The 22,593-nt window shown below is 71.5% G+C and carries 13 protein-coding genes; 1 reads left to right on the top strand and 12 read right to left on the bottom strand.

Translation table 11 applies throughout. The annotated features are described in order from the left end of the window. Positions 1-4: 4 nt before the first annotated feature. The 3 genes from BLU09_RS05135 to BLU09_RS39825 form a co-directional block, all read right to left on the bottom strand. On the bottom strand, positions 5-958 hold the full coding sequence (locus tag BLU09_RS05135; protein ID WP_186817968.1) for a hypothetical protein: 954 nt from the start codon (positions 956-958) through the stop codon (positions 5-7). A 67-nt stretch (positions 959-1,025) separates the two neighbouring features. Further along, positions 1,026-1,667, bottom strand: a complete 642-nt coding sequence (locus tag BLU09_RS05140) for a DUF4142 domain-containing protein (RefSeq protein WP_244171422.1) — start codon at positions 1,665-1,667, stop codon at positions 1,026-1,028. Positions 1,668-1,804: 137 nt separating this feature from the next. Further along, positions 1,805-3,454, bottom strand: a complete 1,650-nt coding sequence (locus tag BLU09_RS39825; RefSeq protein WP_090486238.1) for a mechanosensitive ion channel family protein — start codon at positions 3,452-3,454, stop codon at positions 1,805-1,807. A 145-nt stretch (positions 3,455-3,599) separates the two neighbouring features. Between BLU09_RS39825 and BLU09_RS05150 the strand changes: the two genes are divergently transcribed. Beyond that, positions 3,600-4,892 (top strand): glycosyltransferase, encoded by a 1,293-nt coding sequence (locus BLU09_RS05150; RefSeq protein WP_244171423.1) that lies wholly within the window; start codon positions 3,600-3,602, stop codon positions 4,890-4,892. A gap of 56 nt (positions 4,893-4,948) precedes the next feature. On the opposite strand, the gene BLU09_RS05155 is transcribed toward BLU09_RS05150, so the two are convergent. The 9 genes from BLU09_RS05155 to BLU09_RS05195 form a co-directional block, all read right to left on the bottom strand. Then, positions 4,949-5,680: a hypothetical protein gene (locus BLU09_RS05155; RefSeq protein ID WP_244171424.1), complete on the bottom strand. Its 732-nt coding sequence runs from the start codon at positions 5,678-5,680 to the stop codon at positions 4,949-4,951. A gap of 53 nt (positions 5,681-5,733) precedes the next feature. After that, a complete protein-coding gene (locus BLU09_RS05160) occupies positions 5,734-7,506 on the bottom strand; it encodes a hypothetical protein (protein ID WP_090486245.1) in 1,773 nt (590 codons plus the stop codon). 39 nt (positions 7,507-7,545) lie between these two features. Further along, positions 7,546-9,468 carry a HEAT repeat domain-containing protein gene (locus BLU09_RS05165; protein WP_090486249.1) on the bottom strand — a complete coding sequence of 641 codons (1,923 nt, stop codon included), beginning with the start codon at positions 9,466-9,468 and terminating at the stop codon, positions 7,546-7,548. A 109-nt stretch (positions 9,469-9,577) separates the two neighbouring features. Beyond that, on the bottom strand, positions 9,578-11,758 hold the full coding sequence (locus BLU09_RS05170; protein WP_244171425.1) for a hypothetical protein: 2,181 nt from the start codon (positions 11,756-11,758) through the stop codon (positions 9,578-9,580). Between the two features lie 213 nt (positions 11,759-11,971). Beyond that, a complete protein-coding gene (locus tag BLU09_RS05175) occupies positions 11,972-13,291 on the bottom strand; it encodes a trypsin-like serine protease (protein WP_090486255.1) in 1,320 nt (439 codons plus the stop codon). A gap of 138 nt (positions 13,292-13,429) precedes the next feature. After that, the gene (locus BLU09_RS05180) at positions 13,430-15,640 is read right to left on the bottom strand and encodes a SpoIID/LytB domain-containing protein (RefSeq protein ID WP_090486258.1); all 2,211 of its coding nucleotides are present in this window, start codon (positions 15,638-15,640) and stop codon (positions 13,430-13,432) included. Between the two features lie 3 nt (positions 15,641-15,643). Beyond that, positions 15,644-20,362 (bottom strand): alpha-2-macroglobulin family protein, encoded by a 4,719-nt coding sequence (locus BLU09_RS05185; protein ID WP_090486261.1) that lies wholly within the window; start codon positions 20,360-20,362, stop codon positions 15,644-15,646. Next, on the bottom strand, positions 20,359-21,927 hold the full coding sequence (locus BLU09_RS05190) for a hypothetical protein (protein ID WP_186817969.1): 1,569 nt from the start codon (positions 21,925-21,927) through the stop codon (positions 20,359-20,361). Before BLU09_RS05190 ends, BLU09_RS05185 begins: the two co-directional genes overlap by 4 nt. Continuing rightward, complete coding sequence (locus tag BLU09_RS05195) at positions 21,924-22,592, bottom strand: DUF1175 family protein (RefSeq protein WP_090487043.1); 669 nt, start codon at positions 22,590-22,592, stop codon at positions 21,924-21,926. The genes BLU09_RS05190 and BLU09_RS05195 overlap by 4 nt, the downstream gene beginning before the upstream one ends. Between the last annotated feature and the right edge of the window lies 1 nt (position 22,593).

A 22,593-nucleotide genomic window follows, 5' to 3' on the forward strand; every position in this document is an offset into this window, starting at 1 on the left:
TGCATCAAGGCAGGGTGAACGCGCCGTTGCAGACGGCGGGATACGGCGGCTCGGAGGCCCGGTGGCTGCACGCGGCGAAGAGCGCCCGGTCCTCCCACGTCACGGCCGCGGCCCACACGCGCAGCGGCCCCTCGGAAGAAGGCACCATGAAGCGCGCGCATCGCGTGTCCAGGTTCTCCAGTCGGCAGGGCACCTCCTCAACGGGCCCCGCTCCCGGCAGCGCGTCCACCAGCTCCGCCACGCGCTGCGAGCGCCAGCGCTCCGTCACCTGGGATTGGGCCGGTTCGTAGAGGCTCCACGACAGCGATGCCCCCTCGCAGCGAATGCGCCCCGCGCGCGCCGTGGACGCGGCGAGCTGACATCCATCCGGCACGGCCAGGGCGCGCCATGGCAGGCGCGGAGGAACGAGCAGCGACTCGCGTCCCAGCGTCTCGCCCTCGGGGCTGCCATTCGATGCGAGGGACTCGAGCAACTCCAGGCAGCGCGCCAGCAGGGGCCGCACGGGCGCCTGCACCACGCACCCGAGCTGCCGCACCCGCCCCAGCGCCCCGGTGACAGCGGATGCATACCCGGCGGCGCGACAGTCCTCCGCCTCGCACGCTTCGACACGGACCGAGGGCCACGGACTTCCCGCCAGCGGCAGCGCTTCCTCCACCACTGTGGCACCGGGCCCCAGCCGTTCGGTGATTCGCGCCTGGGCCTCCATCAGTGCCTGCTCGGGCGTCAGGTCCTCGCGCTCGGTCAGCCACACCGTCACGCCGTCGCAGCGGTAGAGCCGCGAGTCGGCCCGGTCCGGCACCGGCGTGCAACCTTCGAACAAGGTGCGGGCTTCGGGGAGGAAGGGACCCACGGGCGTCGCGCCCTCGGGGGCCACGGGCGACACACGAGGCGCGGGCGCGGCGCACGAGCACAGGGCCCCGGCCAGGTACACCCACAGCAGCCTCGCGGCGGTCCTCATGCCGCCGGAGTTAGGCGCCCCCTCTGCGTCACGTCAACCCGGCAGGCCGGGCGAATGGATGGCGCGTTCACTCGAATGACTCTTTCAGCCCTTGAGCCCGCTGCAGATGACGGTCCGCGAGGTTGCCCGTCCTGTCGAGCATGAGGGTAAACGCCCCATCGTTCTTGTACGTCGCCTGCGCCTGCTTCACGAGCCGCAGGCCTTCCTCCTGGTCCTCGATGACGCGCTTCAGGAAGGCCTCGTCGAAGTCCTGGCCCTGCGCCTTGCGGAGCACGTCCAGGTGCTGCTGGGCATACGCCACGGCCTGCTCCAGGCGGGCGTCCGCGCGCTGCATGGGCAGACTCGGCCCCGGGATGAGGCCCCCGTCCTTGCTCCCCGAGCCGCCAATCCCCGCCGTGGTCCGGGGCTGCGTGAGGTCCGCCACCACCATGTCCATGGACGGCGAGCTTCCCCACGCCTTCAAGTCCTGCAGGTGCCGGCGGTGGTCCTCCACCAGCCGCAACGCGAACTGCCGCACCTGCGGGTTGGCCGACTTCTCCAACGCCAGGTTGCCTGCCGCGATGGCCTTCGCGTCGAAGAGGGCGAGCTGTCCCAGGAGCAGGTCCCGCGCTGACAAGACGTTTCGCGTCTGCCCCTGCTGGGGCGCCTCCGCCCGGGCGGTGAGCCCCAGCAGGGGGCAGGTGCCCCACAGGGCCGCAAGGACCGCCACGCCGCCTGCTCTGCCAAGCCTTCCAGTCATGTCCACCTCCCGACGAAGCGATGTCCGAAGGTGGGGGCCGCGTGGCGCCCACGGCAAACACGGCCTGCCCGGCGGGGCCTCCCCATGGGGCCCCGTGAACACGAGACTCAGTCCTGGCGCTTGGCCGCTACCACGACGTTGGCGCCAGCGGGCCCGGACAGTGGCACCACGCCGAGCGTGACGGCGGCGCCATCCTGGACGTTCGCGTGGGTCGCCTCGGCGCGCAGCAGCGGCAGGCCATGCGGCTGCTTCTGGAGGAACGCGATGAGCTTCTCACGAACCATGCAGCGCAAGTCCCACGCCTTGCCCGAATCCGGCGCGCTCACCAGCGCGCGCAGCTTGATGGTGCGCTCGGTGCACTCCGTCACCTGAAGGCCCGCCACCTTGCCGTCCCACAGGCCCACGCCGTCCGTCTCGCAGATGCGCCGCAGCTCGGCGCGAACCGCTGGCACGTCCGTGCGGAAGTCCACGAACACCTCCGCGGTACCCATGATGTCCGGCGACACCTTGCTCCAGTTCTGGAAGGGCTTGTCGAGGAAGTGGCTCATCGGCACCACCAGCCGGCGCAAATCCCACACCTTCACGACGATGTACGTGAGGGTGATTTCCTCCACCCAGCCCCACTCGCCCTCCACGATGACGGTGTCGCCAATGCGCACCGGCTGGGTGATGGAGAGCTGGATGCCCGCCAGCAGGGTGGAGATGGACTTCTGCGCGGCGAGGCCCAGCACCAGGCCGGCGATGCCCGCGGAGGCCAGCAGCGACACACCCACGTTGCGCACCGCCTCGAACTGGAGCAGCAGCAGCGAGCCCGCCACCAGCACCACGGTGCACTCGATGACCCGGCGCATGACGGCCAGCTGCGTGCGCAGCCCGCGCACCCGCGCCACGTCCTGGCTCTCCGTGCCCACGCGGTGCTCCAGGAAGCCCGCTGCCAGCTTCACGAAGCGCATGAGGAACCACGCCAGCGACGCGATGACGAGCGAGCGCGCCACCAGGTCCACCACCTGCTGCGCGGGCGGAGGCAACAGCAGCATCCGCGTGCCGGAAGCCACCACCAACGCCGCCACCGGGTGCCGCAAGGGCCCCTTCCCCGCCGCCACCAACTGGTCGTCCCACCCCGACTGCGTGATGCCCGTCGCCCGCGAGCCCACCCGCAGCGCCACCGCCTCCACCAGCCGGCCCGCCAGCCACGCCGCCACCAGCAGCACCCCCAGGCCCAGCCACTGCCACAGCTCCAGCACCCACACCGGCCGCACGAAGAGCAGCGGCGGCAGCTTCTCCAGCACGGGCGAGCCGTACACGGTGAAGAGCGTGTCGATGGCGCGCACCGTGTCCTCGCTGAAGACCCAGACGGCCCCCTCCGGGCGCTCCATACGCTGCAGGCGGATGTCCACCGCGCCGCGCGGCAGCGGAATCTGCCCCAGCGAGTCGTAGACGGGGTCGGCCGGGTCACCTTCCGGCTTCTGGCTGATGTTCGAGTAGTCCAGCCACAGCATCCGGTCCATCACGAACACCAGCCGCCGCGCCAGCCGCAGCCCCTCTTCCGCCTGCTGCTCCGGAGGCAGGTGGGACAGCGACAGGTAGTGGGGCGCGCGCGCCGCGTCCCGCGCGTGGGCCGCGTCCAGGAAGCCCGCCGCTGTCGCCATGGGCGTGCGGCGGTCCACATCCACTGGGGGCTCGCCCAGCCCTCCATTCAGCGCGAAGCCCGGCAGGGGCAGCAGCAACATCAGGAGCAGGGCGAAGCCACGGCGCATGTCGTTTCCTTCTAAATCCGGAGGGAGATGATTTGAACACCAACAATCACGAACGACACGGGCTGTCCAGGCCCCACGTCACGGCGCGTCACGGAGGAGTGCCTGTCCGGCGGGCGGGCGGACACGCGCTGCTACGCTGGGCGCCATGGCGAGGATTCTCATGGCGGCCCACCCCACGGCGGGTCACACCAACGCACTGCGCGCCATTGGTGGGCGCTTGCGTGAGCTCGGCCACGACCTGGCCATCGCGACGGTCGTGGCGCCGGCGCGCTTTCCCGGCCTGATGCCAGAGCCGCTGCGCTTCGCCGCCCAGCTTCCGGAAGCCCTGCGCCAGGACGGGCTCAGGCTGGTGCCCCTGCGCCCCTCTCCGGCCGCGCTCTGGTACGGCGCGCGCATCACCCGGGCCCGGGGGCTCGACGAGCTGGGGTGGGCGCTCCGGCTGTTCACCACCGGCATGGAGGGGCACGCACGGCGCATCGCCGAGGAAATCGAAGCCTCTGGGACTGACGTCGTGCTGGCGGACTACCTCATGCCCGCGGCCCTGCTCGCGGCCCGGAGGACACGGCGCCCCTATGTGGCGCTGTATCACTCCGCCCTTCCCTTCCCCGTGGAGGGCGCGGCGCCTTTTGGCAGTGGGCTCGAGGACGACGCCCCCCGCGATGCCGCATGGACCCAGGCCGAGCAACGGGGGCTCGCGCTGCTGCGCTGGTTCGATGCGCGTGTCGCCCGTGCCGCGAAGCGCCTGCGCGTCCCCTTGAAGACGAGCGGACTGCTCGCGGCGCCCATCTCCGACGACCTCAACCTGATGGCGACGACGCCGGCGCTGGAGCCCGGCCTCGAGCCGCTGCCCGGCCCGGTGGAGATGACTGGCCCGTGCCTGCCCCGGCCCACGCCCGCGAGCCTGGATGACCCCGCGCTCACCGCCATCCGGCCCGGCCGCATGCACGTCTACGTGTCACTGGGCACGGTGTTCAACGACCAGCCGCACGTCTTCCACGCCATCCTGGACGGGCTGGCGCGGCACGACGTGGACGTGGTGGTCAGCGCGGGTGCCAGCTTCGAACGGCTCCAGGCCCGCGCGGGCCCGCGCACGCAGGTGTTCCGCCGCGTCCCCCAGGTGCCCCTGCTTCAGAAGGTGGACCTGGTGGTGACGCACGGTGGGAACAACACCGTGCAGGAGTCGCTCGCGGCCGGGCGGCCCATGGTCGTCGTGCCCTTCGGCGGCGACCAGCTCGCGAACGCGCGGCGCGTGGAGCGGCTGGGCGTGGGCCGCGCCGTGCCGCCCTCCGCGCTGAGCGCCGACGCCATCGCCCACGCGCTCACCCAGGTGTCCCAGCCAGAGGTGGCCACCAAGGCCCGCGCCCTGGCCGCAACGCTGGAGGGTGTGGACGGCACCGAACGCGCGGCCCAGGCCGTGCTGCGGCTCCTCACGACATGACACGGGGCGGAGCGTCCCCCTCCGCGCGCTCCGCCCCGCATCCGTCCCCGCTCGCCTCAGGGCGTGCAGGCGCCGTGCGTCACGCTGGTGCACGGGTCGCTGGCGCCACACCGCGTCCAGCGCGCGCAGCGAAGCGCGTGGTAGTCCTCGAACGCCTGCACGCTCGTGGTGCGCCGGCCCTGGCTCTGCGACTCCAGGCACAGCTCGTAGTCGGTGATGGGCGTGTTGGGGATTTCATAGACAGTCTCATCCGCGGCCAGCATCCCGCTGGCGCTGGCACATTGCAGCGCGTTCGCGGGCGAGCTCGCGCGGACCTCCACCACGCGCCGGGCGCACAGGTTCGTGTCCTGGATGCCCACCGTGTACACCGTGCCATTCGGGTCGCAGGTGTGCGCCGCCACGGACTGGCAGCTCCCGCTGACACACACGGCGTTCGCGCGGCAGAACTGGCTGTTCCCCGACGAGACACAGCACGCCTCGCCCACTTCGCCGCAGTTGCGGCAGCGCTCGCCCGCGGCCTCCATGACACACGTCAACGTGCCACTGCAGGACGTGGTGCCCGCGTTGACGCAGCAAGCGCCGCCTTCGTTGCCACACGGCTCACACGTGCCGCTGCGGCAGACCAGCCCGGCGTTGCAACTGGCGGAGTCCGTCCTGCAGGCACAGCCGTTGGTTCCATACTGGCTGGGGGAACACGACGATGAGCTGCTCTGGCAACCGCCGCAGCCCGCCAGGAGGGCCATGAACACCATCATCAGCCCCCGAAGAAGGGGAAGGTTCGATTTCACGAGGAAGGTCCTTGTTTGTGGAAGAGTGGAAGTCGTGCTGGCCGGAACGCGGCTCACGGGCTCAGCACCAGGTGGACGCGCTGCCCCTGTCCATCCAGGGCCTGCACCAGCACGCTGAAGTCATCGGCGAGCGCGAGCGCCCTCAGGACGCGGTAGCCGGCCTTCTTCAACTCCTCCGGCAGCACCTCATCCAACCGCGTGGCCGTCTTCCCGTCGGGCGAGGCGAGGAAGGGCACCTGCGTCTTGCCGTCCTCGGAGGTGGCGGTCCCCAGCACCCAGCCTCCGTCGTTGATGGCCACGGCCTTCGCGGACACGGCGCCCTTGGGCACCGGCAGCCACCGGGCCTCCTCCTGCCGCGACCAGATGAAAGGACGGGGGCGCTTGTCCGAATCGAGTGCGGTGCCGACAAACATCCCCACGTCGTTCAGCGCGGTGACCTCGGACTCGTTGTCCAGCAGCACCTGCACGTCCTTGCCGTAGACGCGCGCGGCGCGGAGCCCCTTCTCCGTCTCCAGCGTCACCGCCACCTCCCCCAGCGCGTTGAAGAGGACGCGGCTCGGGAGCAGCTCGGACAGGCCGGGGTGCCGCGCGGGCCCCACCTCGTCCACGCGGTAGATGCTCTTGCCGTCGTTCGGGTCACGCACCAGCAGCGTGCCGTGTGCGTTGGCCGTCACGGCCTCCCAGCCTTCCAGCCACTGCTCCGCGCCCGCCTTCACGTCCTCCGAACGGAGCAGGAACGCGTTGGGGCCCTTGGAGGTGTATGCCGTTCCGAAGATGTCCCCCGTCGAGTTGACGCCCGCCACGCGCACCTGCTCCGCGCCGAGCACCTCGTTCAGCCAGTACGCCTCGCCCTTGCCCGTCAGCAGGACGTCCGACTCCGCCTCCTTGTACCGGGCAATCACCGCCCCACCGTTGAGCAGGTGCGCGGGGGCGTAGAGCGAATCGATGAGGTACCAGCGCACGAAGGGGAAGACATGTACGAGGCACGGGCGTACGCCCACCTTCACGCTCTTCCGGACGCCGCCCGACGCGCCGTAGACGACGGTGGGCCCCGTCCAGTAGGGCGGCAGGCGCAGCGTGAAGCGCGCGGAGCGCTGGCCCTCGGGGACTCGCACGGGCAGCACGCCCACGCTCGCATCCACGCTCATCAGGTCCACCAGGATGCCGCCGGTGGGCGCGGGGCTGCTGAGCACCACGTCGCCGGACAGCTCGCTGGGCCCCGAGGACGGGCACCGGCTGCTGGGGGTGACGACCGCCATCGACGACAGCCGGGGGCGCGGGACGCCGCCATACGCGACGAACTGCTTCACCTGGACGTCCTCCGTGAAGTCGATGTCGAAGATGAAGGTCTTGTAACCGCTCACCTTCGCGCTGGAGCCAGGCGCGAGGGTCAGCTCCACGTTGTGGGGGCAGGCGGCGCTGTCACAGAAGGGGTCATCCGCGCCGCGCACCTGCCGGGCGTAGGCCTTGAGCGTCCCCCGCACCCGCGTCACGTAGGTGGAGTCCCCCAGGTTGTAGCGGCTGGGCAAGGTGTCATCGAAGGTCCAGGTGATGACGTTCCCGGAGCGCGAGCCATACATGTGCAGCACCAGGTCCGAGTTGAGACCGAACTGCCGCGCCGGCACGTTGAGGTTCAGCGTGTTCGCCGCCTTCGGCAGCAGCCAGTAGCCGGTGGCGTAGTCATTGCCTTTCACGCGGATGCGCGCGGCGTTGAGCCGGATGTTCGTGCCGCGCCATACGTCGTCCACGACGTCCGCGTGGGCGGCCTGCGCCAGGAAGAAGCCAAGCAGGGCCAGGGGCAACAGCCCGTTGAGACTGCGTTTCATGAGGACCTCGACTGCGGTGGGTGGGTTGAAGCGAAGGGCTCAGCCGCCGCGGCTGGCCGAGGCCTGGGCCATCAGCGCCATGACGCGGGCCCGGGTGGCGGGCTGCTGGCCGGGACGGACCGAGAGGGCCTGGAGCATCCGGAGGACGGCGGCGCTGTCGTCCATGCGAGGGGTGAGGACGTTGAGCAGCGCGGCCTCGGCGCCCGGCGCCAGTTGCCCCGCCACGACCCAGCCGCTCAGGCGCTCCAGCTCGGGTGCGCCCAGGGTGCGCGCATTCAGCGCGTCCAGCAGCGCGCCTTGCACGGCACGCGCTGGCTCGGACATCAACGCGTCCAACAACATGCGCGTGGCGGCCTCCTGGGGCGCGGTGCGCAGGGCCCCCGCGGCGGCGGAGCGCACCTCGGGCGCCTCGTCACGCAAATGGGGCGACGCCAGGTCCATGACGCGCGCCGTGCCGCTGTTGCCCAGCGCGCGCAGGGAGTGCTCCAGCGACTCGGCGTTGTCCGCGCGCGCCAGAGCGTCCTCCAGCGGGCGCAGGAACTCAGCCACCTCGGGGCTGCCCGCGGGCAGGCGGGAGACGACGGCGCCCAGGGCGTAGGCCGACGCGCGCTCTACGCCGACGTCACCGGCGGTCCGGGCCTCCGTGTTCATCCGCGCCAGCAGCCGGCCCGTCTCGGGCTCCGGCTCGCGGACGAAGCCCGCGCGCTGCACCATCAGCCCATGCGCGCCGGCATGCTCGCGGGCCTCCGGGGAGACAATCAGCTCGCGCAGCGTGGCCTGGGCCTCGGCGTGCCCCGCGCCGGCCAGCAGGTCCAGCATCAGCTCGCGCATCGCGGGAGACCTGCCCTTCTGGAGGAACAGTTGCCCCAGCTCACCGGCCCGGTGAGGCTCCAGCTCGAGCGCGGCGATGGCCCGCCGCGCGAAGGTGCCCAGCTCGGGGATGGCGCCGGGGTCGGTGGCGGACGCCAGCACCTGGAGCGCCGCGTCCACCGTCATGCCGTCGGCCTGGCTGGTCGTCAGCGCCAGCTTCTCGTCGCCCTCGAAGGCCACCTGCGACGGCGCGCGGACAATGGGCTTGTCCTCCGTGGCCGGCGGCAGCGGCTTCTGCTGACGCGTGGAGAACGCGAGGCGCAGGCGGACGCGCCGCGACATCAGCGAACGGCCATCGGTGTGCGTGGCATCCAGGATTTCGTCGTGGGACACCCCGGCCAGGAAGCCCTCCGGGTCCCGGTCGAAGTGCGTGAGGGAGCTCAGTGACTGCCGGAAAGCTGGCGCCGTGGCGGCGGCCCGCAGGGACTGGTAGCGCGCGCGGCGGCGCGTCAGGCGCGCGTCCTCGCCGTCGAAGTGGAAGCGCGCCTCCACTTCGCCCGTCTGCGTGGACTCGACGGCGCTCCACTCGGCGGCGTCGCGCAGCTCCGTGGGGAACAACTCCGCCGCCAGCGTCTGCGCGACCTGGCGGAACAGGGGCGGCTCCGCGTCGGAGAACCGGACGGCCACGAGCGCGCCCCGGGCATCCAGCTCCAGCCACGCCGAAGCCGTCTGAGGCAGGTGCGCCTGCACGGCCGCGGCGTCAGGGAAGAGCGCCTGGCCGGAGAGCGTCGCGTCGTGCCGGTCCAACCGCTTCACCGCCAGCCGCACGCGCGCCCCCTTCGCACGGACCTCCAGGGCCTGGAGCGTCAGCTCACCCTCCAGGCTCAGCGTGCCATCCATCGTCTGGGGGGCCTCCCCCTGCTGCGGAACGGGGAGCGCCACGCGCTGCAAGTCATTCCAGACGAAGTGGTACGTGCGCTCCTCCCCCACGGTCCACCGGTAGAGCGGCAGCCGGGAGGCGCTCACGGGCGCGGCGACCACCACGGCTTCCGGCGCGGCGGGGTGGAAGTAGAACCAGACGGGCACCGCGCCCACGAACAGCAGGGTGCTGGTCAGCGCGGCCGTGCGGACGGCGAGCCTCGAGCGACGCATGAAGGACTCCAGACAATGAGGGAGGAGCGCCGCCGCGGCGGCGGATGGGCACACCGCGGCGGCGAAGGGCCCCGGCTCGCGTCAGACACGAGCCAGGGGGTGCGACGGATTAGTAGACGCGGACCAGCGGCAGCGACTTGGACTCGTTGTAGATGTTCCAGGTGTTGCCGAAGCCGCTCCAGCTCACGATGGTCGTCTCGCCCTTCAGGAAGAGCAGCTCACCGAAGAGCTTGATGCTGCCGTCCAGGAAGCGCAGCTCGACGTCGAGCTTCGACGACGCCCGCAGGAACAGCGTGTTCGGATTCGTCGGGTGCGAGGGCGAGCTCAGGTAGAGGCCGATATCGCCGTAGAGCGGCACGTTGACGCGAGCGATGACCAGCTCGCCCCTCACGCCCACCTGGAGGCCCGGAACCCCGATGCCCACGGACGCGAAGCCCTTGACCGAGGCGAACGGGGTGATGGTCCCGTACAGGTCCACGCCCAGCAGGTCTTCGGAGCAGTTGCGCGTGACGGCGCCGCCAATGTTCATCTTCACGCCCGCCTCCGCGGACAGGCCGCCCTGCACGGTGACGGGGACGAACACGACGACAAAGGTCGTGGAGGCCTTCGCGGCGTCACTGTCGAAGACGGGCTTGCCCTCATAGAAGGTGAAGCGCAGCGGGTAGTGCTTGTCGTGGCTGTAGAGGGAGGTGCCCAGCACGCGCGCATCCAGCTTGAGGCGGACGCCATTGCCTTCCGTGCCAGCCTCGCCGCTCACGTGCGCCATCTCGTGCCGGGTGGGGCCGAACACGTTCGCATAGGCGTTGAACTCGCCGTAGAGCCGCACGTCGCTGTCACACCAGGCGCCCAGGGCCTTGGTGCGCAGGCCCGAGCCCGGCTGGACGTACTCCCAGCCGGCCACGTAGTCGTAGCCGCCGCCGAAGGTGTCGCCGCCCGCGTAGCCGCTGTCGCTGGCCTCTCCCCCGTGCCGCACGGCGCCCGTGGAGGGGTTCGTCGGCTCGTTCAGCCCGTGGATGTGGGCGCCGTAGATGGCGAGGTACTGCGCCAGCAACGACGAGGAGAGCGTGTAGTCCTTCCGGTCCAGGCCCTTCACCTGGAGCTTGTCCGCGTTGCGCACGAAGCTCTCCGGACCGAAGTCGTTGCCCGTCAGGAAGAGGCACGCCTGCAGGTCGGCCTCGCGGCGCGGGGCCATGGCGGCCTCCAGCATCGTCTTGTACCGGCGGGGGCTCCAGTCACACACCGTGGGGCCCTGGGTGTCGAGGCAGCCGTCCTTCTGCGCCTTGACCAGCGACTCCTCGATGGCCTGGTCCAACCCGTACAGCCGCTCCGCGGTCAGCTTGTCCAGCTCCACCGTCTGGTGGTCGCGCGAGCGGAGGACCTTCGAGGCCTGCGCCCACTCCGCGTAGACGGCGTCGCGCTGACGCAGCAGCGCGGTGAAGGACTCCTGCTCCACCTGGTAGTGGTCGAGCACGTCATCCGCGATGTGGCTGAACTGCTCGGCCTGCTTCTGGTGCCAATCGTCCGACGGAGCGACCCAGTTGCGCGCCTCCAGGTTGTTGGCCAGCTGCGCCGCCTCGGACTTGAAGACATAGCCGTCGGTGCCCTTCGGGTAACGGCCGGGCGTGAAACGGAAGTACGCGTTCTTCGCCGTGCGCTGCCCGTCCCAGATGGGCGCCAGCTTCTCCTGGTCCCGGCTGTAGAGCACGCGGTGCGCGATGCCCTCCTTGCCGAAGGCGCCGTTGAAGAAGGCGCGGGAGTCGTCGCCGTACCGGCCCGCCTGCCGCTCGAAGCGGCTGAAGTCGAGGTACTTCTCGTCAACGAACTCCTGGCAGGACGTCACCTGGGCGCCGTCCTTCTCCCAGCTCCGAATCCGAGACAGGTAGGCCTGCTCCTCCTTCGTCAGGTTCTCCAGGCCCTTGCGGTAGAGAATCTGCCCCTTGAGCACCTGCCCCATGATGCTCTGGTCCATGCCCTGGAAGCGCGTGTGCTTCGGGACGTGGGGCTCGTAGGCCACCGTGTCCACCCCGCCCCCCAGCTCCTCGGGCAGCAGCGCCACGCGCTTGGGAGCCGCCTCCCAACCGGCCTTCCACTCCGACTCCACGACCCCCTGGCAGTACGCGTCGTGGACGCTGCCGCAGCTGCTGGCGCGGTAGTCGGCGTCCACGCACTGCTGCAACGTGGGCTTGGGACAGTCCTGCGCGAAGCTCGCGGGCGCGGCCAGCACCGTCGCGGACAAGCCCGCCCAACGCAGCTGGCGGCGTAGCTGTTTCGTGTGTTTCCGCTGATTCATGTAACGCGTCGTCCTTGTTGAGGGACCGGCTCCGGGCTCGGCCCGGCGGAGGCCCAGAGCACGGCGCGTGCCGGAGGCGCTCCATCCGCGCTCCAGAGGGAGGCCACGGGGAACGCGAGGACACGCGAGCAACAAGGGGAGGCGAGGTGTTGCCTGCGAAGCTACGGGCGCGGGTGGCGGCAGGGCCACCCGCGCCCTCACGTCAAAGCGGTGCTACTGGATGGAGTAGGCCACCGTGCCGCTGCAGCTGCCGCTGGAGTAGCAGCCGACGCGCATCTGGTACGTGCCCGCCGCGGGCGCGGTGAAGGACACGTAGGACAGCAGGCTGCAGGAGTCGTCGTTGGCCGCCACCTGGGTGTTCGTCGCCGTGTTGTACAGCCGCAGGTAGGTGTCGCCCGTGGCCGTGGCCTGCGGCAGCGAGCAGGTGCCGAAGGACAGCGTCTGGCCAGCCGCCAGCGTCACGCTGACGTTGGTGGTGTTCTGCTGCGCGCTGTTGGTGTTGGTCGCGGAGAAGGTGAAGGTCTGAACCGGCGGGGGCGGGGGCGGCTCGGTGGTGCCGCACAGGCGCATGCTGCCCGCGACGGCGCAGTACGCGTCGATGGCGGGACGCACGTAGGTGATGGACTCGCCACCGCAGCCCGTGTCGGTGCACTGGTTCACGACGTTGCAGCCACCCTGGCTGACGTAGTCCGTCACGCCCCGGACCAGGATGCCGGCCACGGTGACGTTGTTGTTCTCGTACACGCCCGAGCCCGAGTTGCCACCGAAGGTGTCCGTGTTGGCGACGAAGTAGTCCAGCGTGCCGGCGCGGGCGTCTCGCACCCAGCCACCGTCGTCAATCTTGAACGGGATGCCGCTGCCGGAACCAATCACGGACACGCCCGTGCTCAGCGGCAGGGCGGTGTTGCCCGGACGAACGGGCGCCGGCTCGAAGCGCGGCGTGGCGGGACGGTCCAGCCGGACGACGGCGAAGTCCAGGTTGCGGCCGCCCACCGTGCCCTGCTGGCGCGCGACGATGGACTGGCAGGAGAAGATGTCGGCCGTGGTCACCGTCTGCAGCGTCGTCGCCGACGTGCGGTAGAAGTTGAAGACGAAGCGCGTGTTGGCGCAGGCGGACGCGCTGGTGATGCAGTGCCCCGCGGTGAGCACCAGGTCATCATCGATGAGCGTCCCCGAGCAGAAGGCCGGCGTCGGGTCATTCAGGAAGCGCTGCGTGGAGCAGAGGTTGTAGGCGCTCTGCAGCGTGCTGGCGTTGAAGGTGACGTTGTTGGGATTGGAGGTGTTGAAGTCCGACGGATTCATCAGCGCCACGGTGGACTTCTCGGCCCGGGTCCGCAGCACGGACGCCGGATAGGCATAGACGTCCGTGCGGTTGTCGGTGCCATAGACGACGGGATGCTCCTGCGAACCCGTCTCGGGGGGCTTCTCACCGGAGGGCTCTCCTTCGGGCGCCGGGCCGCAGGCCGCGACAGAGAGGGTACACAGCAGCGCGCCGAACAGCTTTCTGCGAGAGGCGGTACGGGTGATGCGCATGGGCGACCACTCCTAACGATGAGGGCCCGCCGGGAAGGACGGGCCAAGCCACTCTACGCCCAGCCCTGACACAATTTCATGCAATTCAGTTTTAAACTGTTTAACCAGTTATACGCATCAAAATTTTCTTGTCTATCTTCACTGCCCGTATGCGTCATCGAGTATCACATCGCTGCCCGCACCCGCGGCCTTGGCGGCTTCGACATCCAAGCCCTCGCCATGGCCACGGCCACGGCCCTCGAACATCAGTGATTCGCCATTGAATGACGCGGTGCGAGGGCACGACGGCAGCTTCAAACCGGAGCGCAGCAAGTCACACGGCATTGAGCGCGCGGTGTCGAACGTCGCGTCGCCCTCCGTCTCCGCGCGCAGGTAGTGCACCCGCCCCGCCTTGAAGTGCAGCGACACCAGCCCGCGCCCCAACAGCCGCTCCACCTCCGCGCGGGGCCGCGCCTGCCGCCAGGGCTCCTCCCCGCCCTGGGAGAAGGTCAGCCACTTGCGCCACTTCAGCGGCGCCAGTCCCAGGGCCTTCGCGTCCTCGGACCGCACGCGCACGGTGCCGCGGAAGGCCTGACAGTGCGTGGTGTCACAGACGGGGCGCCCCGGGTGACGGCTGTGGCCATGTTGCTCGTTGTGGGCCACCACCCGCGCCAGCGCCACACGAGCCTCGCCCGTCAGCGTCACGTCCTCGGCGGACACCACGCCCGCCGCGTATTGCAGGCGCGTGGTGCGGAAGACGAAGTCGGAGCCGCGCCGCGCCTTCATGGCGCTGGGGGTGGTGGGAACGCCCGGCGGCGGCCGGTACGGCGGCGGCTCGGAGGTGATGAAGACGCCCGCGTAGTCACGGCCCTCGGCGGGACCACCGGGAAAGCGCACGCGCCAGGGCGCGCCCAGACACACGGCCGCGCCACGCTGGGTGAGAGATGCCAGGGGTGCCCAGGTCTCCGCGCCCGCGCGCGGCACACCCTCCACCAGTGCGAAACCCGCGCCGGAGCACCGCGCCTCGACGTCCCCCGGTGGAAGCAGCCCCAGCACCTGCACGCGCGCGGCCTCCAGGCCCGCCTGCTTGCGCGCGCGCGCCAGCGCCTTGGGCACTTCCTCCGCGAACTGGCGGGGCATGGCGCCGGGCCGCACCACCACCGCCACCAAATCCGGGTCCACGGCGGCAATCCAACCGAACTGGGGCCGGCTCGCCGCGTCGCGCACGGTGCCCGTCTTGGTCGCCACGCCCACCAGTGACTTCGACGCGGGCAACTCCGCCAGCGTGCCGCGCGCGGCATTGTCCGCCAGCAGCGCCACCACATCTGGCCGAGCCTCCGCCAGCAGCCGGTACGCCTGCGCCACGCCCCAGGGCGACACGGCCAGTGTGGAGCGAAGCCCCGTCGCCTCCGCCATGTCCTCCGGCAGGCCCGTCAGTCCCACCGAGGCCAGCACCGGCCCCCATGCGCCGAAGGCCCGGGGCGCCGAACCCCGCGCCTCCCAGTCCAGGAAGTAGCCGTTGCACGAACGCAGCAGCGCGGTGCGCGCGTCCACCTTCGCCGGCAACCCCGCGCCGCAGCCCCACTCCGGCACGCCCGGGCGCGGCGGCAGCGCCGGGTGCTCCGCGCCCGCCGCGTACAGGAAGGGCTTGAGCACCGAGCCGTACGGCAGCGCGCGCCGCACGTCGCCCTCCGACAGCAACACCTCTCCCGAATGGCGGCTCACCACCACCGTCGCGGGCCGGGCCTCGCGCACGCCCACGCCCGCCAGCTCGTCGATGGACAGCGGCGACGCCCACCGCGCGCCGTCCTGGCACTGCCGAAGCCTGCGCGACAGCGCCGGCGGAAAGCCCGGGGACTCGCTCAGCAGCCGCGCCAGCGCGCGGCGGGCCCGGGGCGTGTCCACCTCCGGCGCCCCGGCCAGCACCGACGCCGCGCGGGACAACGACAGATAGGGCCCCTCCTTCCACGAGGGCAGCTCGCCACTCACCGCCACGGAGAAGGCTTCGTGGAAGAGGCGGTCCTCGCTGGACTGGGGACACGCCCACCACAGGAACTGGTGTGCCAGCTCGTGCCGGAGCGCCAGCCGCAGCCGCTCATCCAGCACGCCCGGCGTGTTCTGCCGAAGCTCCACCAGCCCCGGGCGTCCCTGGCCGTTGCGCTGGAGCGTCAGCGCCGCGCCCTTCTGGAGGACGATGGAGGCCGGGGGCTTCGCCGGCGCGCCTCCGGCCTCCTGGACGTAACGCGCCTCCAGCGCCGTCCAGGCGGCCTCGGCCTCGCGGCGCAGCCCGGCCTCGGGTGTCACGTCGCCGCGAGTGACGAAGGTGGGGGTGGCCGCCAGCAGCACGGCCACCGTGACGGCCAACCCCATGGACTACAGGTCGCCCAGGTGCTTCTTGGAGGGCACCACCTTCAGCGAGTCCGCGGCCGTCCGCCCGTGGATGCTGGCGGCGTACATGTCCTCGATGTGCGCGGGCGGCGCGGAGAAGGTGCCGGCGAACTGCGCGCGCAGCACGTAGCCCACGGTGCGCGGGCTGTCGCTCCACCAGGCCGGCTCCTCGAAGAAGAACGTCGCCCGCTCCGGGTTGAGCACGCGGCGCTTGAGCGCCTCGGGCACCAGCGGCAGCGAGTGCGGCGGCCCCCGGAAGGCCTTGTCCTCCTGGAGCGGCACGAAGCCCGCGGGCACCGCGTCCTCCACCACGTAGTACGCCGAGCGCACGCGGTTGTCGCCGCGCGCGTCCAGCGTCAGCTCCACGTAGACCTCCTCACCCTGGGACACGGTGTCGCCCGCGCCCAGCCGCACCTTCCCGCCCTCGCGCAGCACGTAGTAGGCGCGCTGGATGGACATGCCCTCCGCCTTCGGCTGCACGGCGGACAGCGGCGTGCGCGTGGTGGCGCGCAGCGTGGCCACGCCGTCGAAGCCGCCCACGTCCACGGTGCGCGTGCCCGGCGCCAGCACCGCCACCAGGCCCAGGCCGCGCGGGGCGAACTTCACCGGCGTCTTCACGCCCTTCACCTCGGGCGCCTTCATGCCCTGCATCGCCTTCGCGTCGCGCTCCAGCAGCCACAGCGAGTGCAGCAGCGTGGTGCTCCGGTCGAAGGTGGACAGGTCAGGCTCGGACAGCAGCTCCAGGATGCGGCGGCGCGCGCGGGTGATGTCCAACGTGCCGAACGAGGCCGCATGCGCGGCGATGGCCGTCATGCCCACGCGCCGCAGCGGGAAGCGGAAGAAGGCCTCCGACTGCTCCAGGGACTGGCCCGGCGCAAGGGCGGCCAGCGTGGCGTAGCCTTGCGCGCTGCGCGCGACCAGCGCGTTGATTTGAGTCTGGAGCGCGGGCTCCTTGATGACGCCGGCCTTCTCCGCGGCCAGCACCGCCAGGGCCAGCGGGTACAGGTCCCCGCCCTCCGCGCCCTGCACCAGCGCCCGCACGCGCGCGGCCTGCTTGGAGCCCTCCAGCCGCGCCAGCACGTAGGCGCGCGTGGCGTCGTACTCGGGCGGCAGGCCCTCCTGCGCCTCCAGCCAGCGGGCGCTCTCCACCAGGCGCGGGTCGGCGCGGTCCACCAGCCCCGCCTCGGCCGCGTAGGCCAGACCATCCAGCGCGATGAGCGTCTGCGGCAGGCTCGGCGTCTCATAGCCACCGAACCAGGTGAAGCCGCCCCCCTTCACCGACATGTCGAGGATGCGCGCGGTGCCCTGCACGGAGCGGCTGCGCGCCTCCGCCAGCAGCGCCTGCGTGTCCGTGTCCAGCTTCGCCAGCGCGCCCGCCTTCTGGAGCACCTGATACACCGCCACGTTGGGCACGGTGGTGGACACCAGCTGCTCCAGGCAGCCGTAGGGGTACGTGAGCAGCTCGCGCACGTTGGACAGCGCCGCGTCCACGATGGACGGCTGGAGCACCAGCTCCACGCGCGCCAGCGTCGCCTCCTGAGGCGCTGGCACCTCCAGCGCGCCGCCGCCCCAGGCGCTCACCTTCACCACGTCCTCCACCGCCGCCGGACCCACGTCGAAGCGCTTGAGGTCCCTCAGCGAGTCCTTGCCGCCCGCCACATTCACGGCGAGCTGCGCGGCGCCCGTGGACGCGGCCTTCAGCGTCAGCGGCACCACCTGCTCACCGCCCTTCGCCAGCTCCACCTTGTGCTCGAACTGGTCCGCCTTCAGCGCGCCCAGCGACGCCAGCTTCACGTCCAGCAGCTGGCTGGCCGGCGACTTCTCCCCCGCCGACAGGCGCACCGAGGCGACCGCCTCGTCGCCTTCACGGAGGAACTGCGGCAGCGCGGCGTAGAGGTTGAGGCCACCGCGCGTGGCGAACTCGGAGGTGCCCTCGCCGAAGCGGCCGGAGGTGTCCGCCGCCACGGCTGTCACCACCCACAGCGTCTGGTTGGAGGGCAGCGTGAAGCGCACCGTGGCGCGGCCATCCCGGTCCGTCACCACCGCAGGGTCCCAGTGCGCGGTGTCGCGCTCCAGGTCCTTCGTCTGGCGGCTGGGCGGCTTGATGGAGGCGAAGGCGTGGTCCGGCAGCCCCGCCATCTTCCGCGCCAGCGCCTCGCCGTAGCCGTAGCCCTGGAACTCCGACGAGAAGAAGTTGGACACGTTGTTGCGCGCCGGCGGGTAGAAGAAGTCCAGCACCTTGGGCCGGAACTCGCTCTGGATGGCGTAGACGGCCTTGTCCACCACGCCCACGGACAGCTGCGCCACCACGCCGCGGCCCTCGTGGTCCACCACGCGCACGTCGATGCTCTGCTCGGTGAGCGGCGTGGCCTCCGCGCGGCGGGGCTGCAGCTCCACCGTGAGGGTGCGCTCGCGCGGAATCACCCGGAAGGCCACCGTGCGCTCCTCCCAGCGGCCCGTGGCCGTGGGGTACGCGACGGACGCGTACACCGCGCTGCCGAAGCGCTTCTCCACGTTGAAGCTGTGCACCAGCGTGCGGCCCGTCAGCTCCACCACCTGCGTGTCGTAGAGCGAGGCGCCCGACAGCGTCACCCACACCGGGCCCGCGTCACGGCCACCCGAGCCCCAGCTGTCCGGCATCAGCGCCACCAGCTTCGCGGTGTCTCCCGGCGCCAGCGTCCCGGACAGCGAGGCCAGCGTCAGGTTGGGCACGCGCGCCACCGGCTCGTCCGCGCCGCCGATGACGAGCAGCGACTCCTCGCCTTGCCACGTCTCACCGTTCTTGTCCTTCACCACCACGCGCGCCAGCACGGTGCCCACGTCCGAGGTGGGGACCTTCTCGCGGTGCGTGCCATCCGCCGCCGTGGAGAAGGAGCGCTTGCCCAGGCTCTTCTCCGCGCCATCCGCCTTGCGCAGCACGAACTCCACCTCGCCCTGCGTCACGCCGTAGGGCTTGCCCGACAGCGTGGTGGCGCGCACCGCCAGCGTCGCGTCGCCGCTCTTGGGCACCACCGCGTCGGAGTAGCGCGCCAGGCCCAGCACCTCCACCTTCGACAGGAAGAAGGCGGACGTGGCGTTGGCGAAGGTCTCCTGGTCATCGCGCGCGCGCACGGTGAGCGAGTACCGGTACGGCAGCCGCTCCTCGCCCGCGGCCAGCGCCGGCACGGCCACCTCGATTTCAGCCTCGCCGTTGGCGTCGAAGGCGCTGGCGCTGGACCACGGGTCCTCATACGCGCCGCGCGCCTCCACGGAGGAGTACAGCCGCTCCGGCACGCTCAGCTTGCCCTCCGTGGTGGAGGCGCTGCCGTACGTCACGTCGCTGCCCTGACCGCCCTTGCCCGCGTCATCCACCCAGGCGGGCGCGTCCAGCAGGCTGCGGTAGAGGAACACCTCGTACTTCGTGGCGTCGGGCGTGCCACCGGCATAGCGGCGGGCACGCACCTTCGCGCGCAGCGTCTGGCCGGGCACAACCGTCTCCGACGCGGGCTCCATCTCCAGGTAGAACGTCGGCTTCACGTAGTCCTGCACGCGGGCCTCGCCCTGGTGCGGGTGCCCGTCCACCTCCGCCTCCACGCGCAGCACGCCGGTGCCCAGGTCCTCCGGCACCTTCAGCGTGCCGTGGAAGGCGCCGAACTCGTCCACCGAGGCGCGCGTGGTGAGCGCGCGGCCCTCCTGCGAGACGAGCTTCACCTGCACCTGGCGCTTCTTCGGCGTGAAGAGGCGCGCCAGGAAGGTGTCCGGCTGGCGCACCACGCCGCGGAACTTCACCTCGTGGCCCGGCTTGTAGATGGGCCGGTCGCTGTAGATGAACACGTCCGGCGCCACCGCCAGCGCGGAGTAGAAGTCCGTGTCGACGATGGCCGTGTCCCCGCCCGCCGTCGCCGTGGCGATGACGCGCGGCTCCGACACCTCCAGCGTCACCTCGCCCTTCGCGTTCGTCTTCCCCACGGGGCCCTTGCCCTTGGGCAGGTACACCTGCACCTCGGCGCCCTCGCGCGGCTTCTGGTCGCGGCCCGCCACGCGCACCAGCACCTGGCCATCCGTCTGCTTGAGCTGCACCGTCAAGTCACTGACGACCAGCACCACCTGTCCCTCCACGCGGCCCTGCACCAACTGGAGCACGTAGGTGCCCGCGGGCAGCGGCGCCAGCGTGACGCGGCGCTCCTGGAAGCCGCTGGGGCCACTGGCGTTGAAGCCGGGGACGTTGAAGTCCCGCTCGGCGCCGCCCAGGTCCAGGTTCAGCCACTGGCTGCGCGTCACCGTGAAGCCGGGCGGCACGCCCACCAGGCGCTCCGGTCCCTCGGCCACCTTCGCCAGCGGCTCGCCGGAGCCCGACGCTTGCGGCGCGCGGGGAAGCACCTCTCCCACCTCGTCGCGGAAGGCGGGGTTGAGCGTGTCGAGCAGGAACATGCCCGGCGTGCGGACCGCGTTGAAGCCACGGCTGAGCGCGCGGCCCGGGTTCTTCAGCGTGGGCGGCGTCTGGTACGCGCGACGCAAATCTCCCTGGGCGCGGATGAAGGCGTCCAGGTTCTCCGGCTTGAGGACGCGCAGCTCGACGGGGCCCTTGTCCTCGAAGGCGACGTCCACCGCCACCGGCTCCTGGGTGCCATAGGAGCGCGGGACGGTGATGTAGAGCGGCTTGGCCAGGGCCACGCCTGACAGCAGGAGCGCGGACAGAGCCGCCAGTCGGATGAGGCACGTCATGACCCGAAACCTCCAGGAACCAGCGAATCGCCCTGCACGGTGCCGCGCAGGCCCAGGTACGGCAGCGACTCCAGGTCGCTCCGCGCCGCTTCGATCTCCGGGGGCGCCGCGCTCGGCATGGGCGCGTTGCGGCTGACCCGGAACTCGGACAGGTAACCATCCATGGTGAGCCCGCTGAGCAGCCGGCCCGTGTTCACCCCGAACGCCACCGAGGTGGGCGCGCGCAGCCCCGCCACCACCGGGCCCGCGGCGTTGAGCATGTTGGGCTGCTGACCCGCGCACGCCTTGCGCAGGCGCTCCAGCTCCGCGTCGTTGGACGCCAGCACCACGTGGTTGCAGTGGGTGCCGCGCACCAGCCGGTTGTAGCCACCGGAGAACAGGCCCTCCAGCGCGACCGCGTCGTCGGTGCGGCCCCACAGCACGGCCAGCTCCACGGGCAGCTTCGCATCACCGCGCGGCGTCCACACCAACGCCACCTGGCGCGTGCGCGTGGGGCCCTTGCCGCCGCCCTTCGCCCAGTACGCCTTGAGCGTCTCGGGGTCCAACGACTCCGGCAGCTTGAGCTGGAAGGCCAGCAGCACCGGCGTGTCCTCCGGCACCAGCTTCAACAGGTCGTCGGATAGGGGCGCGGCGTCCAGGCGCGCGGGGCCGTCCAGCAGCTCGCCCGCGATGCCCCGGCCCACCAGCCGTCCCGCCTCCACGCCGAACTGGAGCCGCGTGCCCGGGGCCAGGCCCACCACGCTCGACAAGAGCTGCACCTCGCGGCCGTAGGCCTCCGGGTCGTAACCCAGCTCCACGTCCACGCCGTCCTTCGCCTTCAGCGCCGGCAGCTCCGCGCACAGGCCGTGGAGCACCGCCACCGGGTGGCGCGCGAGCACCAGCCTGTCTTTGAGCCGGCCCGCCCACAGCGTCTGCTCCGCCACCAGCCAGCGCTTCATCTCGAAGGTGCCTTCCGAGCCGCCGCCTGGGCAGTGCGGCGCCGTCATGCCGCCGCGGCTGGCCACGCCGTCCAGCGCCTCGTACGCGGACGTCGCGGCGCGGCCCGGCTTGGGGAGGATGAAGGCCGGCGTGCTGGAGCGCGCGTCACCGGCGAACCACGTCACGCGGAAGGGCGCGTCCAACAACTGCCCCGCGAAGAGGTCCAGCACCGCGCCCTTGAAGCCCGCCCGGAGGTCCTCGCCGGTGGAGCCGAAGAAGGCGGCCCACGCACCGACGAAGCCCTGGCCCAGCGGCTTCTGGAGCTGGTCGCGCAGCCACACGTTGGCCGCCAGCGCATCCCGCACCTTGCCCGGGTGGTGCACGTCCACCCAGAGGGCGGAAGGCGCGGCCGTGCCGGGCACCTCCAGCGCCGTCATCGCGGGCTCGGGCATGCCTTCCACGCCGGCGCCCGCGCTGGGCGGGCCCTTGCGCTCGCCACCGAGCAGGTTCGTGACCGTGCCACCGCCGTCGCCGGACTGCCCGCTGCGCCGGCCCAGGAAGAAGGCTCCGGCCACGGCGCCGCCCACGAGGACGGTAACCACGCCGATGAGCAGCGCCTTGGGCGGGCCACTCTTGGGAGACGTCATGACATCCACTCCTTGAAACGGAAGAAGCCGAGGAAGGAAGCGTTCTGCGGCACCGGGCGCCACTCCAGCGGCGCCTCGGTGGCCAGGTGGTGGAGGACGCCGGTGCGCACCGCGGCGCCCTTCTCCCCCGGGTGGTAGACGACGCGCGCGGGCGCATGGGCCCGGTCCTCCGGGCGCACCACCAGCATCAGATGGAAGATGGGGCCCGCGTCCTGCTCCTGGCGAAAGGCGAGCAGGTCGCCGGTGCGCAGCGACTCGCGGGTGGCGTCGTCGCGGCCCAGGAACTGGAAGCTGTGCTGGAGCAGCACCTCCGCGTCCGCGAAGTCGGACGGGCGGCCCCGGCCGTCACGCCACAGCGGCGTGGACAGGCGCTCCGCGGCGACCTGCTTGTACGCGGAACGGAAGGCGAAGCGGATGAGGCCCGCGCAGTCACGCTGGTCCGGATGCCACGCGGCGTCCTGCTTGCGGACCTGGGCCAGCGCCACGCGCGCCACCCACCGGCGGAGCAGCACGTCGCGCGTCTCGGGCGCCGTGGGTGCCTCCGCGTCGTGCGGCTTCGCGCCCGATGCCGACGGCGCCGACACGAGCGGCCGCACCCCGACCGTTCCGTTCGCCAGAGGCGCGGGCGCATGGAGCAGCAGGAGCACGGGAAGGACGCGGCGCATG

This window comes from Myxococcus virescens (assembly GCF_900101905.1).
Taxonomy (GTDB): domain Bacteria; phylum Myxococcota; class Myxococcia; order Myxococcales; family Myxococcaceae; genus Myxococcus; species Myxococcus virescens.

Bases quoted from the DNA above. Each gene is read 5' to 3' on its own strand.
- BLU09_RS05135 (WP_186817968.1), bottom strand. From the start codon at position 958: ATGAGGACCGCCGCGAGGCTGCTGTGGGTGTACCTGGCCGGGGCCCTG.
- BLU09_RS39825 (WP_090486238.1), bottom strand. From the start codon at position 3,454: ATGCGCCGTGGCTTCGCCCTGCTCCTGATGTTGCTGCTGCCCCTGCCG.
- BLU09_RS05150 (WP_244171423.1), top strand. From the start codon at position 3,600: ATGGCGAGGATTCTCATGGCGGCCCACCCCACGGCGGGTCACACCAAC.
- BLU09_RS05160 (WP_090486245.1), bottom strand. From the start codon at position 7,506: ATGAAACGCAGTCTCAACGGGCTGTTGCCCCTGGCCCTGCTTGGCTTC.
- BLU09_RS05165 (WP_090486249.1), bottom strand. From the start codon at position 9,468: ATGCGTCGCTCGAGGCTCGCCGTCCGCACGGCCGCGCTGACCAGCACC.
- BLU09_RS05170 (WP_244171425.1), bottom strand. From the start codon at position 11,758: ATGAATCAGCGGAAACACACGAAACAGCTACGCCGCCAGCTGCGTTGG.
- BLU09_RS05175 (WP_090486255.1), bottom strand. From the start codon at position 13,291: ATGCGCATCACCCGTACCGCCTCTCGCAGAAAGCTGTTCGGCGCGCTG.
- BLU09_RS05180 (WP_090486258.1), bottom strand. From the start codon at position 15,640: ATGGGGTTGGCCGTCACGGTGGCCGTGCTGCTGGCGGCCACCCCCACC.
- BLU09_RS05185 (WP_090486261.1), bottom strand. From the start codon at position 20,362: ATGACGTGCCTCATCCGACTGGCGGCTCTGTCCGCGCTCCTGCTGTCA.
- BLU09_RS05190 (WP_186817969.1), bottom strand. From the start codon at position 21,927: ATGACGTCTCCCAAGAGTGGCCCGCCCAAGGCGCTGCTCATCGGCGTG.
- BLU09_RS05195 (WP_090487043.1), bottom strand. From the start codon at position 22,592: ATGCGCCGCGTCCTTCCCGTGCTCCTGCTGCTCCATGCGCCCGCGCCT.